Below are 14,161 nucleotides of genomic sequence, written 5' to 3'. Positions count from 1 at the left end.
CGGCGGACCGCGTCAGGCGTCGAAGGCGCCGGCCAGGCACGCCGGCAGGTCGGAGCTGCGCACGATCTCGAGCCGCGAGGTCGCGCGCGTGAGCGCCACGTAGAGGTCGGCCAGCCCGCTCGGGCCGGCCCCCAGCACCGCGGGCTCGACGACCACGACGTCGTCGAACTCCAGGCCCTTCACCTGTGTCGCGCTCATCACCGCCGCGATCGAGTCGAGCCCGTCGGCGCCGAGCCCGGCGTCGACACCGGCGTCGGACAGGGCGCGGTGCAGCGACGGGACGAGGGCGACGGGTGCGACGACGCCGACCCGGCCGGGCGACGCGGTCAGCCGCCGCACGACCTCGACCGTGCCGGCGACGACGTCGGTGACGTGGTGGTCGGCGGGGTCGTGCTCGCCCTCGCGCACGGCCCGCGGCGGGGTCACGACCCGGTCCATGGCCGCCAGCACCCGCTCCGCGACCCGGCTGATCCGTGCCGGGGTGCGGTAGTTGATGGACAGCTCCTCGATGCGCCACACGCCGCGCGTGATCGTGTCGAGCGCCTGGGCCCAGCTGCGGGCACCGACGCCGCTGGAGGTCTGCGCCAGGTCGCCGACGACGGTCATCGAGCGCGAGGGCACCCGGCGCGCCACGGACCGCCACGCCATGGGCGAGAGCTCCTGCGCCTCGTCCACCACGACGTGGCCGTAGGCCCACTCGCGGTCCTCGGCCGCGCGCTCGGCGAGCGTGCGCAACGGCCCGGACTCCGCGAACCGCTCGGCGAGCTGGCGCCCGGACACCATGCCCTCGTATGCCTCCAGGCCGCCCTCGTCGCTCACGTCCGCCGTGCCCTGCAGCACCCGCGAGGCGAACGCCTCGGCCCGCACCTCCTCCGCGGCCCGGCGCGCGCGGTCGGCCTCCGCGGCCACGGGGTCGTCGCCGAGCAGCTCGGCCAGCTCGTCGAGCAGCGGGACGTCGTCCACGGTCCACGCGGAGTCGGCCGGGCGGCGCAGCAGCCGGCGCTGGTCCGCGGTGAGCAGCCCCTCGGCCGCCTCGGCCAGCCGCTCCGGCTTGGCCCACAGGTCGGCGAGCAACCGCTGGGGTGTGAGCGGCAGCCAGAGCAGGTTGAGCTCGCGGCGCACCGCCGTGGTCTCGCGCAGCTCGTCGAGCACTTCCTCGCGCACGTAGCCGTCGCCCGGGTCCTGCCGGCGCTTGCGGGCCAGACGGGTCGCCAGCTGGTTGAGCAGGTGCGTGAGGAAGGTGATGCGCGCCGCGTTGTGCGTCTCGTGCTCGTGCCGCGCATCCCGTGCGGCACGCGCGATCACGCCGGAGGGCAGGTGCAGCTCGGTCTCGTCCACCAGCACGGTGACGCCTCGGGAGGGCACGCGCTGGCGCGCGCGCACGGCCCGTGCCAGCACCTCGGCCATGACGAGGTCGCCCTTCACCACCGCCACCTCGTCGCGGTCGCGGCCGCGGCCCACCACGCCCGGCACGAGCTCGGCGATCGAGCTGAGCACGACGCCGGTCTCGCCCAGCGACGGGAGCACCGCCTCGACGTAGCGCAGGAACACGCTGGTGGGCCCCAGGACCAGCACGCCGGAGCGCTCCATGCGCTCGCGGTGGGTGTAGAGCAGGTAGGCCGCCCGGTGCAGCGCGACGGCGGTCTTGCCGGTGCCCGGGCCGCCCTGCACCACCAGCGCGCCGCGCGCCTCGGACCGGATGATGCGGTCCTGCTCGGCCTGGATCGTGGCCACGATGTCGCCCATGCGGCCTGTGCGCACGGCACCCAGCGCGGCGAGCAGGGCGCTGTCGCTGCTCGCCGGCACGACGCCCTCCTGCACCAGGTCGGGGTCGAGCACCTCGTCGCTGAGCGCCGTCACCCGGCGGTCGTGGGTGCTGATGTGCCGGCGGCGCTCGAGGCCCAGCGGGTTCGCCGCGGTGGCCTGGTAGAACGACGCCGCGGCCGGCGCGCGCCAGTCGATCTGGAGCACGCGCTGCGCGTCGTCGGTCAGCCCGATGCGCCCGATCCACGTGGGGCCGTCCGCGTCGTCCGTGCGGCCGAAGACCAGGCGCGACTCGACCGCGTCCAGCGCGGCGATGCGGTCGGCGTACATGCTCACGAAGGAGTCGCGCTCGGACCGGTTCTGGTGGGTGCCGCCGGCCTCGCCGCCCATCGCGTCCGACATGCGGCGGCGGGCCAGGGCGCGCAGCGCGTCCAGGCGCGTGTAGGTGAGGTCGAGGTGGTCCTGCTCGGCTGCGGCGTCCGGGTGGTCGGGGAGGCGACCCCTGCCGACGTCCCCGGCGACAGGGCCCGTCGCGGCAGGCTCAGGCACCCCGGAACGCTAACACCCGCACCGGTTGCCGCCCGCCGACGGCAGGGCCGCCCCATGGCGGCTCACGGCACCCCGGGCGTGACCGGGATCACGGCCCCAGGAGGGAACCGCGGGCCCCGTGACGCGACCGTGACGGCACCGGGGGCGACTCACGGGATTCCGTGGGAGTTTTCTCACGGTCGTCACATGATGGGTGGGTCATATCGGTCGTACGGCGGTCACCCCGCTGCCACGACGGAGGGCACCATGGACGAGACGTACGAGCCGCGCGAGCTCCCGCCGGTCGAGCCGGCACCCACGCACGACGTGTGGACCTCTCCCCTCTGGGGGAGCCCGGAGACGGTCGCGGGCTACTGGAGCGAGGCCCGGGCCTCGCACACCCTCCCGCCGCCCGTGCAGGTCGAGGAGGCGGCGCCGCCCGCCCGCACCTCGCGCCGGCTGATGGTGGGCACGGCGCTGTTCCTCGCCGCCCTGCTCGCCGGGGTGGGCATCGCCCTGGCCATCCCGCGCGACTCCGCCACGCAGGTGGCCTCTCCCCCCGCCGCCACGCCCACGCCCGGCATCTCGGCGCCGAGCATCCCCGGCCAGGGCGACGGCTCGCAGGGCCAGGGTCTGCTCCCCGGGCAGGGGCAGCTGCCGGGCCAGGGCCTCCCCGGCCAGGGCCAGCTCCCGGGGTCGCAGACCGGGTCCTCGGTCGACCAGGCCGCGGTCGACGCCGTCGCCCCCGGGCTGGTGAACATCATCAGCACCGTCGGGTACGACGGCAGCGAGGCCAGCGGCACCGGCATCGTCCTGACCTCCGACGGCGTGATCCTCACCAACCACCACGTGGTGGCCGGGTCCACCTCGCTCAAGGTCGCCGTCGCCGGTACCAGCACCTACTACGCGGCGGACGTGCTCGGCTACGACGCCTCGCACGACGTCGCCGTCATCAAGTTGCGCGGCGCGTCCGGCCTCACCACGGCCCCGCTCGGCGACTCCGGCAGCGTCCAGGTGGGCGACACCGTCATCGGCCTCGGCAACGCCGGCGGCCTGGGCGGCAAGCCGATCGCCGCGGGCGGCAGCGTGACCGGGCTCGACAAGCAGATCACCGCGATGGACTCCGAGAACGGGGTCTCCGAGCAGCTGAGCAACCTCATCGAGACCAACGCCAACATCCAGCCGGGCGACTCCGGCGGCGCGCTGGTGAGCAGCGACGGCAAGGTCGTCGGCATGATCACGGCCGGGTCCGTGTCGACCGGGCGCGGGCTCTCCCACACCACCGACGGCTACGCCATCCCGATCAACCAGGCGCTGCAGATCGCGCAGGACATCCGCGACGGGCGGTCCACGAGCACCAACCACCTCGGCAGCAGCGCCTTCCTCGGCGTCACGGTGTCCGGCTCCGCGCTCGGCTCGTCCGACGGCGTCACCATCGCCGGGGTCGTGAACGGCTCGGCCGCCGAGAAGGCGGGCCTCGTCGCCGGTGACCGGATCACCGCGCTCGACGGCCACCGCGTGACCGACAACGCCTCGCTGCGCTCGCTGATCGCGCCCCACCACCCCGGCGACACCGTGTCGCTCACGTGGGTCACCGCCAACGGCCGCTCCCACACGGCCTCCATCACCTTCGGCTCCGGGCCCGTCGGATGACCGACGCCCACGCCGCCTCACCCGACGGACCCCAGCAGGAGACCACCGTGACCATCCCCGACCACTCCCCCCAGGCCGCACCGGCGCCGACCGGACCGGCGGTGGCGGGTCCCCCGCCCGCCGCAGGCCCGACACCGGGGCAGGCCCACGCCGCCGACTCCGCCGCGCTGCTCGAGGACGCGCTCTTCCAGGTGAAGCGCGTCGTCGTCGGGCAGGACCGCCTCGTCGAGCGCGTGATGGTCTGCCTGCTCGCGGGCGGCCACGTGCTGATCGAGGGCTTCCCCGGCCTGGCCAAGACGCTGACCGTGTCGACCATGGCCCGTGTGATCGGCGGGTCGATGACCCGCATCCAGTTCACCCCGGACCTCGTGCCGGCCGACCTCGTGGGCACGCGCATCTGGCGCCCGTCGAGCGAGGACTTCGACATCGAGTGGGGCCCGATCTTCGCCAACCTGGTTCTGGCGGACGAGATCAACCGCGCGCCCGCGAAGGTGCAGTCGGCGCTGCTCGAGGCCATGGCCGAGCGCCAGGTGAGCATCGGCGGCCACACCCGTGCCCTGCCCACGCCCTTCGTGGTGCTCGCGACCCAGAACCCCATCGAGTCCGAGGGCGTCTACAACCTGCCCGAGGCCCAGCGCGACCGCTTCCTCATGCACGTCGTGGTGCCGCACCCGACCTACGAGGAGGAGACCGCGATCGCGACGAGGATGAGCGCGCACGCCCCGCAGGGCGAGCAGGTGCTCACCACCGACCAGCTGCGCGACCTGCAGGCCCTGGTGACCGACGTCTTCGTGCACCACGCGGTGCAGGACTACGCCGTGCGCCTCGTGATGGCCACGCGCGACCCCGCGCGCTGGGGGTTCGAGCACCTCCAGCGCCACGTCGCGCTCGGCGCGAGCCCGCGCGGCACGCTCGGCCTCATCGCCTCGGCGCGCGCGCTGGCCGTGCTGCGCGGCCGTCGCTTCGTCGTGCCGCAGGACGTCTTCGACGTCGCCCCCGAGGTGCTGCGCCACCGCGTGACGCTCACCTACGACGCGCTCGCCGAGGGCATGACGCCCGACGACGTGCTGCGCGAGATCCTCTCGCGCGTGCAGGCGCCGCGCATCGCCCCGCGCACGGACTCCGGCGTCCGCCAGGACACCGTCGTCGTGACGCCGTCGCCGTACCCGGCCGCGGGATGAGCCCGCGGCCCACGGAGGCCGCCACCGAGGTCGCGTCCGTCCCGGTGGCGCAGGTCGCCACGCGCTCGGACGTGCTGCGCCGGCTCGAGCTCGAGGTGCGCCGGCGCGTGGAGGGCCGGCTCAGCGGCGACCACGCCACGCTCGCCGTCGGCCCCGGCAGCGAGCGGGCCGGTGCCTGCGCCTACGAGCCCGGCGACGACGCGCGCCTCATCGACTGGAACCTCTCGGCCCGCTCGGGCGAGACCTACGTGCGGCAGACCGAGGCCGACCGCGAGGCGCAGACCTGGATCGTGGTGGACCGCTCGGCGAGCCTGGACTTCGGCACAGCACGCGCGGAGAAGCGCGACGTGGCCCTCGGCGCGGTGGCCGCCTTCGGGATGCTGCGCCTCGGCGGCGGCAACCGGATCGGCGTCGTGATGAGCGGCACCGGCACGCTGCGGCACCTGCCGGCGCGGCAGGGGCGGGCTGCGTTCATGGCCGCGCTGAGCGCCGTGCACGACACCCCGCGCATGGCCGCGCCGCCCGGCGAGGGCACCGACCTCGCAGCCGCCTGCCGGTGGCTGCAGGGCGCCGCCCGGCGCCGCGGCCAGGTCGTCGTCGTCTCGGACTTCCTCGACCCCGACACCTGGCAGCGCGAGCTGCGCCTGCTCTCGCTGCGCCACGAGGTGGTGGCGGTCCACGTCACCGACCCGCGCGAGCTCGCGCTGCCCGACGTCGGCATCCTCGCCGTCGTCGACGCCGAGACCGGGCGGCAGCGCTACGTCGACGCCGGCTCGCGAGGGCTGCGCGAGCGCTACGCCGAGGCCGCGCGCTCCCGCGACCACGCGATCCGCACGGCGATCCACTCGGCGGGCGCCGAGTACCTCGCCCTGTCCACCGAGCGCGACTGGCTCTCCGACACCGTGGCGTTCGTCCTGCGCCGGCGCGCGATCCGCCGGCAGCCCGCGATGGCCGCCTACCCCCGCACCATGCCCGTGGCGCCCGGCGGCGCCCCCTCCCGAACCGGAACGGACCTGCGATGACCTTCCTGTCCGCCTGGCGGCTCCTGCTGCTCGTGGCACCGATCGCGCTGCTCGCGGCGTACGTCGTGGTGCAGCGACGCCGGCACACCCAGGTGCTGCGCTTCACGAGCGTCGCGATGCTCGACTCGGTGGCGCCGAAGCGGTCCGGCTGGAAGCGGCACGTGCCGGCCGCGCTGGCGGTGCTGTCGATCGCGGTGCTCACCGTCGCGTTCGCGCAGCCGGTCATGGCGCTGCGCACGCCGCGCGACGCCTCGACGATCCTGCTCGTGCTCGACACCTCGGCGTCCATGACCGCGACCGACGTCGCGCCCAACCGGCTCGCCGCCGCGGAGGCGCAGGCGACGAGCTTCGTCGAGGGGCTCCCGGACGGCGTGCAGGTGGGGCTCGTGACCTTCGACCAGGCTGCCCGGCTCGTGGTGGCGCCGACCTCGGACAAGGCGCCGGTGACCGACGCGCTGACCACGCTCGAGGTGGGCCCCGGCACGGCCACCGCCGCCGGCATACGCACCGCGCTCGCCGCGATCGAGGGGTTGCCCAAACCGGACTCCGGCAAGACCCCGCCCACCGCGATCGTGCTCATGAGCGACGGCACGCCCACCGTCGCCGACTTCGGCCAGGACCCGGTGCAGGCGGCGAACGCGGCCGCGGCCGACGCCCGGGCCGCCGGCGTCCCCGTGGACACCATCGCCTTCGGCACGCCCGACGGGATCGTCAACGTTCAGGGTCAGGACGTGCCGGTGCCCGTGGACGTCCAGGCGATGCAGGCCATCGCCGACACCAGCGGCGGCCAGAGCTTCACGGCCGAGACCGCCAACCAGCTGGGCTCGATCTACGACTCGATCGGCAAGGACGTCGCCTACGAGGTGAAGACGCAGGAAGTCACGGCGCTGTTCGCCGGCGTCGCCCTGCTGCTCGCCATCGCCGCCGCGACGGCCGGGATCCTCTGGAACCAGCGCCTGGTCTGACCGCGGCGTCGATCAGAACAGGGCGTTGGCCAGCGCGGTGCGGGCCTTGGCGACGCGCGGGTCGTCGTCGCCCACGAGGGTGAACAGCGAGAGCAGGTGGTCGCGCGCGGCGCTGCGCTCGTCGCCCGCGCTGCGGCGCACCAGGTCGACGATGCGCGCGAACGCCTCCTCCACCCGGCCGTCGAGCAGCTCGACGTCGGCGGCGAGGGCCTGCGCGTCGAGCGAGTCGGGCGCGGCGTCGGCGGCGGCCAGGGCCTCCACCGGGTCGGCGCCGTCGGTGCGCCGCAGCAGCGCCACCTGCGCGAGGCCGGCCTTGGCGTCGGCGTCCGCGGGCGAGTCGGCGAGCACCTGCTCGTAGGCGGCCTGGGCGGCGTCCCAGTCGCCGGCCTCGATGGCCTCGTACGCCGCGTCGAACCGCGGGTCGCCCTCCGGCTCCGCGTCGGCCTCGGCGGCCGGCTCTCCGGCGTCGCCGCCGACGCGCCCGGTGACCCCGTTGGCCGCGGCGGCGCGCAGCAGCTCGTCGAGGTACTGGCGCACCTGCGCCTCGGGCAGCGCGCCCTGGAACAGCGGCACCGGCTGGCCCTTGATGACGGCGTAGATGGTGGGGATCGACTGCACCTGGAAGGCCTGCGCGATGCGCGGGTTGGCGTCGACGTCGACCTTGGCCAGCAGCCAGGCCCCGCCGTCGGCGGCAGCGAGCCGCTCGAGGATCGGCGAGAGCGTCTTGCACGGCTGGCACCAGTCGGCCCAGAGGTCCACCACGACGGGCACCTGGAACGACAGGTCGATCACGGTGGCCTGGAAGTCGGCCTCCGTGACGTCGACGACGACCCCGGGCGGCGCGGCCACCTCGCCGGCGGCGATGCGCTGCTCGGCGCGGGCCTGCGCCTCGCGGGCGGCGGCGAGGGCGCCGAGGTCGACGGCGCCGTGGAGCGGGAGTGACGACGGAGTGCTCACGCGAGCCATCCTGTCATCCGCCATGGGGCGCCCGCGAACCCGTCCGCCGAGAGCGATCGCGCCCGCGGGCTGCTGCGCGAGGGCGCGCGACGCCGCGGTGCCTCGTGCGGCAGCGCGGCCTCTGGGACGCCGGCTGCGGGGTGCGTCGTACCGGTCGCGGCGCACTCAGGTCGTGGGGAGGGCCCGGCACGCGCACCGTCTATCGTGCGCGCGTGGACTGGAACTTGCGCTACTGCTCGCGCCACGGGCACGCGACGTACGCCCCCGACGAGCAGGAGCTGCGGGACCGGCTGCACGTGACGACGCCCGCCGGCGAGGCGTGGCGGTGCCTGCGCTGCGCGACGTTCGTGGTCGGCGAGCCGGCCGGGCGCGGGCCGGCGCAGGACGCGCCCGAGGTGCCGCGCGGGCGGCTGCTGCGCGACCGGGTGATCATGCGGCTGCTCGCCACGGAGCGGGGGTTCAAGGCGGTGCTGCTGCTCGCGCTCGGCATTGGGATCCTGCGGTTCCGCGGGCAGCGCGACGCCGTGGCGGCGGCGTACCAGGTCGACCTCCCGCTGCTGCGCCCGTTCGCGGACCAGATCGGGTGGAACATCGACGGCTCGTTCCTCACCCGGTGGATCGAGGAGGCCCTCGGGCTCTCCGAGTCGGCGCTCACCTGGATCGCCGTGGCCGTGCTCGCCTACGCCGCGCTCCAGGCCGCGGAGGCGGTCGGGCTGTGGACCGTGCAGCGCTGGGGCGAGTACCTCGCCGTCGTCGCCACCAGCGTCTTCCTCCCGCTCGAGGTGCACGAGCTGCTCAACCGCGTGACGGTGCTGCGCCTGCTCGCGTTCGCGGTCAACGTGGCGGCGGTCGTCTGGCTGCTGTGGAGCAAGCGCCTGTTCGGCCTGCGCGGCGGCGGCGCGGCGTACCACGCCGAGCACGCGGAGGAGAGCCTGCTCACCGTCGAGCGCGCTGCCGCGGCAGGCTGATCCCCTCCCTCCCGACGACCGTCAGTGCACGCCTTGGCCCCCGGAGGTCCCTGCCATGACCCGGTTCGTGATCACGCCCGACGTCGCCCTCGCGCTGGCCCGCGACCGCGTGGCCGTGCCGACGCAGCACCAGCTCGTCGCCCCTGCACTGATCCGCTCGCAGCTGGTGTCCGGGCTCTACCGCGCCGTGCGCGCCGGGGAGCTCTCGCGCACCGAGGCGACGCGCCGGCTGACCTACACGCGCGGCCTGCGCATGCGCCTGCTGGGCGACCGCGTGCTGCAGAGCGAGGCGTGGCGCATCGCGGACCAGCTGGGGTGGGAGGACACCTTCACCGCGGAGTACGTCGCGCTCACGGGCCTTCAGGCCGACGCCCTCGTCACCCTCGACGCGGCGCTGGCGGCGCAGGTGGCGCGGCTGGTGACGGTGGCCCCGGCGTCCGTGCTCGGCCTCGCCGTCCCCTAGGGACCCGGGCGGATGTCACTGGTGAAACGGCTGCTTCCGGCGCCCGGAGACGACCGTTTCACCAGTGACATCGAGCGGGGGGTCAGCCGGCGAGGCCCTCCACCAGGGTGTCGGCGGCGGCGTAGGGGTCGAGCTCGCCGGCGACGACGCGGGCCGCGAGCGCGTCGAGCCGCGCGTCGCCGTGCAGGTCGCCGATGCGCCGGCGCAGGGCGGCGAACGCGATCGCCTCGATCTCGCCGGCGGCCCGGGCGCGGCGCCGGGCGGCCAGCTCGCCGGTGCGCTCCAGCCAGGCCCGGTGCTCCGTGACGGCGGCCAGGACGTCGTCGATCCCCTCGCCCCTGCTGGCGACGGCGCGCACGACGGGCGGCGACCACGGGTCGTCGGACGACCCGGCCCGGGGGCCCGTGCCGAGCGTGATCATGTGCCGCAGCTCGCGCAGCGTGGTGTCGGCGCCCTCGCGGTCGGCCTTGTTGACCACGAACACGTCGCCGATCTCAAGGATCCCGGCCTTCGCGGCCTGCACCCCGTCGCCCATCCCGGGCGCCACGAGCACGAGGGTGGTGTCGGCCTCCGCGGCCACCTCCACCTCGCTCTGGCCGACCCCGACCGTCTCGACGATGACGACGTCGACCCCCGCGGCGTCGAGCACGCGCACGGCCTGCGGCGTGGCCCACGACAGCCCGCCGAGGTGCCCGCGGGAGGCCATCGAGCGGATGAAGACCCCCGGGTCGGTGGCGTGCTCCTGCATCCGGACGCGGTCGCCGAGCAGCGCGCCGCCGGAGAACGGCGAGGACGGGTCCACCGCGAGCACGCCCACGCGCAGCCCCTGGGCGCGGTAGGCCCCGACCAGCGCCGAGGTGGTCGTGGACTTGCCGACGCCCGGCGCCCCGGTGATGCCGACGACGTGGGCGTGTCCTGCGTACGGCGCGAGCGCCGCCGTGGCCTCGCGCATCACCGGCGAGGCGTCCTCGACGTAGGAGATCAGCCGGGCGACGGCGCGCGGCTGCCCCTCGCGCGCCCGGGCGACGAGGTCGGCGACGTGGTCGGTCACGGGCGGCGCGTCAGGCGGGAGCGATGTCGGCCGGCGTCAGGCGCCGGGCACGCGCAGGACGAGGGCGTCGCCCTGCCCGCCGCCGCCGCACAGGGCCGCCGCGCCGATCCCGCCGCCGCGGCGCTTGAGCTCGAGGGCGAGGTGCAGCGCGATCCGCGCCCCGCTCATGCCCACCGGGTGGCCCAGCGCGATGGCACCGCCGTTGACGTTGACCTTCTCGGGGTCGAGCCCGAGCTTGTCGGTCGACACGATGCCGACGGCGGCGAACGCCTCGTTGATCTCGACGAGGTCGAGGTCCGCCGGGGTGAGGCCCTCGCGGCCGAGCGCCTTGAGGATCGCGTTGGCCGGCTGCTCCTGCAGGGAGGCGTCCGGACCGGCGACCACACCGTGCGCGCCGATCTCGGCCAGCCACGTGAGGCCGAGCTCCTCGGCCTTCGCCTTGCTCATCACGACGACGGCGGCCGCGCCGTCGGAGATCTGCGACGACGAGCCCGCGGTGATGGTGCCGTCCTTGGTGAAGGCCGGACGCAGCCGCGAGAGGGACTCGGCGGTGGTGTCGGCGCGGATGCCCTCGTCGTCGGTGACCAGGATCGGGTCGCCCTTGCGCTGCGGCACCGAGACCGGCGCGATCTCCTCGGCGAACACACCGTTCTTCTGCGCCACGGCGGCGAGCTGGTGGGAGCGTGCGGCGAAGGCGTCCTGCGCCTCGCGCGTGGCCACCGGGTAGCGGGCATTGTGGTTCTCCGTCGAGAGCCCCATCGCGACCTGGTCGAACGCGCAGGTGAGCGCGTCGAACGCCATGGAGTCGACGAGCGCGGTGTCGCCGTACTTGAAGCCCTCGCGGGACTTCGGCAGCAGGTGGGGCGCCTGGGTCATCGACTCCATGCCGCCGGCGACGACGATCTCGAACTCCCCGGCGCGGATGAGCTGGTCGGCCAGCGCGATGGCGTCGAGGCCCGAGAGGCAGACCTTGTTGATCGTGATGGCCGGCACGTCCATCGAGATGCCGCCCTTGACGGCGGCCTGCCGCGCGGTGATCTGGCCGGCACCGGCCTGGATGACCTGGCCCATGATCACGTAGTCGACCTGCTCGGGCGAGACGCCGGAGCGCTCGAGCGCGGCCTTGATCGCGACGCCGCCGAGGTCGGCGGCCGAGAAGTCCTTGAGGGCGCCGAGCAGGCGGCCCATCGGCGTGCGTGCTCCCGCGACGATGACGGTCGGACCGGTGCTCATGGGACCCTCCTGACGACACGGGGCTGGCTACGCGTCACGATACTGCCGTGAGCTCCCCCAGCCCGTCCGAGGTGCTCGGACCCGTCGTCACCGCCATCGACCACGTCGGCCTCGCCGTGCGCGACCTCGACGAGGCCGTGGCCTTCTACGCCCGTACGTTCGGGCTCGCGAAGACGCACGAGGAGGTCAACGAGGAGCAGGGCGTGCGCGAGGCGATGCTCGGGATCGGCGACGCCGCGATCCAGCTGCTCGCGCCGCTGCGCCCGGACTCGGCGATCGGGAAGTTCCTCGAGCGCAACGGCGAGGGCATCCAGCAGGTGGCGTTCCGGGTCACCGACGTCGAGGTCGCCGCGCAACGGCTGCGCGAGGCAGGGCTGCGCCTGCTCTACGACGCGCCGCGGCACGGCACGGCCGGCTCCCGCGTGAACTTCGTGCACCCCAAGGACTGCGGCGGCGTGCTCGTCGAGCTCGTCGAGCCCGCCGGCTCCTGACCGGCCCCCACGTCACTGGTGAAACGGTCGCTTCTCGCCCTGGGAAGCGACCGTTTCACCAGTGACATCGCACCGGGGCGGATGCAAGCGGTTTCGGGACGGCCGGTCCACCCCTGAGGGGCGTCGCGGGAGACCCCGTGGGTAGCGTGCCGAACGGACGCGAACGCCGCGTACCGCACCACCAGCGCCGGCCCCGGAGGGCGACGTGAAGCAGATCCTCGAGGCGATCCTCAGCGGCACCGCGACGTCGGAGGACTTCGCCGCGCTCGAGATCCCGGAGTCCTACCGCGCCGTCACGGTGCACAAGGACGAGGAGCACATGTTCGACGACGTGCCCACCCGCGACAAGGACCCGAGGCGCAGCCTGCACGTCGAGGACGTCCCCGTGCCCGAGCTCGGCCCGGGCGAGGCCCTCGTGGCCGTGATGGCGAGCTCGGTGAACTACAACACCGTGTGGACGTCGATGTTCGAGCCGGTCTCCACCTTCGGGTTCCTCGAGCGCTACGGGCGCACCAACCCGCTGGCCAAGCGGCACGACCTGCCCTACCACGTCGTGGGGTCGGACCTCTCCGGCGTCGTGCTGCGCACCGGCCCGGGCGTGCACACCTGGCACCCCGGCGACGAGGTCGTCGCCCACTGCCTCTCGGTCGAGCTCGAGAGCCCGCTCGGCCACAACGACACGATGCTCGACCCGGAGCAGCGCATCTGGGGCTTCGAGACCAACTTCGGCGGCCTGGCCGAGATCGCCCTGGTGAAGGCCAACCAGCTGCTGCACAAGCCGGCCCACCTCACGTGGGAGGAGGCTGCGGTCCCCGGACTGGTGAACTCCACCGCCTACCGACAGCTGGTGTCGCAGAACGGCGCCGGCATGAAGCAGGGCGACCTCGTCCTGATCTGGGGCGCCTCGGGCGGGCTCGGCTCCTACGCCACCCAGATGGCGCTCAACGGCGGGGCCACGCCGATCTGCGTGGTGTCCTCGCCGGAGAAGGCCGAGATCTGCCGCCGCATGGGCGCCGAGCTCATCATCGACCGCAACGCCGACGACTACCGGTTCTGGAAGGACGACCAGACCCAGGACCCCAAGGAGTGGCGCCGCCTCGGCGCGCGCATCCGCGAGCTCACCGGCGGGGACGACGTCGACATCGTCTTCGAGCACCCGGGCCGCGAGACGTTCGGCGCGTCGGTGTACGTCGCGCGCAAGGGCGGCACCATCGTCACCTGCGCGTCGACGTCGGGCTTCCTGCACGAGTACGACAACCGCTTCCTCTGGATGAACCTCAAGCGCATCGTCGGCTCGCACTTCGCGAACTACCGCGAGGCGTGGGAGGCCAACCGGCTCATCGCGCGCGGCAAGATCCACCCCACGCTGTCGAAGACCTACGCCCTCGCCGACACCGGCCAGGCGGCCTACGACGTCCACCGCAACCTGCACCAGGGCAAGGTCGGCGTGCTCGCCCTCGCGCCCGAGGAGAACCTCGGCGTCCGCGACGCCGCGATGCGCGCGCAGCACCTCGACGCGATCAACCGCTTCAAGGACGTCTGAGGTCTCACCGCCCGGGCGCCTCTCGTGCGGAGGCACCCGGCGGAGGCGGTCGCAGCGCGCCGGGCCGGGCGGACTCGAGCACCACGTCGTCGTGGTGGCGACACCGACGGCCCGCGCCTGTCCACAGCCTGTGGACGATGGATCGGCGAAATCCCGTGGGATTGCTGGGGTTTGGGGGTTGTGCCTGTCGGTGGACTTAGGTAGCATTCCTACATTCGTTCGAACCCCAGCCGGACCTGTGGGAGGTGCCCGATGACCGTCCTCGACGACCGGGACACCACGGGTCCTGCGGGTTCGCACTGGGAGATCTACCTGGAGCTGGGGAAGGCGGCGGTCGGTCCG

The 14,161-nt window shown here is 74.3% G+C and carries 12 protein-coding genes; 8 read left to right on the top strand and 4 right to left on the bottom strand.

All coding sequences use genetic code 11. The features are described from left to right. Positions 1–12: 12 nt before the first annotated feature. Positions 13–2,166: a hypothetical protein gene (locus GC157_09355; protein MBI1377671.1), complete on the bottom strand. Its 2,154-nt coding sequence runs from the start codon at positions 2,164–2,166 to the stop codon at positions 13–15. Between the two features lie 393 nt (positions 2,167–2,559). Between GC157_09355 and GC157_09350 the strand changes: the two genes are divergently transcribed. Genes GC157_09350 through GC157_09335 form a run of 4 tightly spaced genes read left to right on the top strand, consistent with a single transcriptional unit; the run spans position 2,560 to position 7,113 of the window. Then, on the top strand, positions 2,560–3,945 hold the full coding sequence (locus GC157_09350) for a PDZ domain-containing protein (GenBank protein ID MBI1377670.1): 1,386 nt from the start codon (positions 2,560–2,562) through the stop codon (positions 3,943–3,945). Next, positions 3,942–5,126: an AAA domain-containing protein gene (locus tag GC157_09345; GenBank protein ID MBI1377669.1), complete on the top strand. Its 1,185-nt coding sequence runs from the start codon at positions 3,942–3,944 to the stop codon at positions 5,124–5,126. The genes GC157_09350 and GC157_09345 overlap by 4 nt, the downstream gene beginning before the upstream one ends. Then, a complete protein-coding gene (locus GC157_09340) occupies positions 5,123–6,148 on the top strand; it encodes a DUF58 domain-containing protein (protein ID MBI1377668.1) in 1,026 nt (341 codons plus the stop codon). The genes GC157_09345 and GC157_09340 overlap by 4 nt, the downstream gene beginning before the upstream one ends. Then, a complete protein-coding gene (locus tag GC157_09335; protein MBI1377667.1) occupies positions 6,145–7,113 on the top strand; it encodes a VWA domain-containing protein in 969 nt (322 codons plus the stop codon). Before GC157_09340 ends, GC157_09335 begins: the two co-directional genes overlap by 4 nt. A gap of 12 nt (positions 7,114–7,125) precedes the next feature. Here the strand turns inward: GC157_09335 and GC157_09330 are convergent, their stop codons facing one another. Further along, on the bottom strand, positions 7,126–8,094 hold the full coding sequence (locus GC157_09330) for a tetratricopeptide repeat protein (GenBank protein ID MBI1377666.1): 969 nt from the start codon (positions 8,092–8,094) through the stop codon (positions 7,126–7,128). 188 nt (positions 8,095–8,282) lie between these two features. Between GC157_09330 and GC157_09325 the strand changes: the two genes are divergently transcribed. Beyond that, the gene (locus GC157_09325; GenBank protein MBI1377665.1) at positions 8,283–9,038 is read left to right on the top strand and encodes a DUF2127 domain-containing protein; all 756 of its coding nucleotides are present in this window, start codon (positions 8,283–8,285) and stop codon (positions 9,036–9,038) included. A 55-nt stretch (positions 9,039–9,093) separates the two neighbouring features. Beyond that, positions 9,094–9,501, top strand: a complete 408-nt coding sequence (locus tag GC157_09320; protein ID MBI1377664.1) for a hypothetical protein — start codon at positions 9,094–9,096, stop codon at positions 9,499–9,501. 82 nt (positions 9,502–9,583) lie between these two features. On the opposite strand, the gene meaB is transcribed toward GC157_09320, so the two are convergent. Together meaB and GC157_09310 are read right to left on the bottom strand one after the other, a co-directional pair. After that, positions 9,584–10,552 (bottom strand): methylmalonyl Co-A mutase-associated GTPase MeaB, encoded by a 969-nt coding sequence (meaB, locus tag GC157_09315; protein ID MBI1377663.1) that lies wholly within the window; start codon positions 10,550–10,552, stop codon positions 9,584–9,586. A 36-nt stretch (positions 10,553–10,588) separates the two neighbouring features. Further along, positions 10,589–11,785 (bottom strand): acetyl-CoA C-acyltransferase, encoded by a 1,197-nt coding sequence (locus GC157_09310; GenBank protein MBI1377662.1) that lies wholly within the window; start codon positions 11,783–11,785, stop codon positions 10,589–10,591. A gap of 47 nt (positions 11,786–11,832) precedes the next feature. On the opposite strand from GC157_09310, the gene mce reads away from it, so the two are divergent. Both mce and ccrA read left to right on the top strand, forming a co-directional pair. Next, positions 11,833–12,276 (top strand): methylmalonyl-CoA epimerase, encoded by a 444-nt coding sequence (mce, locus tag GC157_09305; GenBank protein MBI1377661.1) that lies wholly within the window; start codon positions 11,833–11,835, stop codon positions 12,274–12,276. Between the two features lie 205 nt (positions 12,277–12,481). Beyond that, entirely contained in the window at positions 12,482–13,819 is a 1,338-nt protein-coding gene (gene ccrA, locus GC157_09300) for a crotonyl-CoA carboxylase/reductase (GenBank protein MBI1377660.1), read from the top strand. Positions 13,820–14,161: the final 342 nt, after the last annotated feature.

Source organism: Frankiales bacterium (assembly GCA_016125335.1).
GTDB lineage: Bacteria > Actinomycetota > Actinomycetes > S36-B12 > CAIYMF01 > Longivirga.
This window is presented reverse-complemented; position numbering and strand designations above follow the sequence as displayed.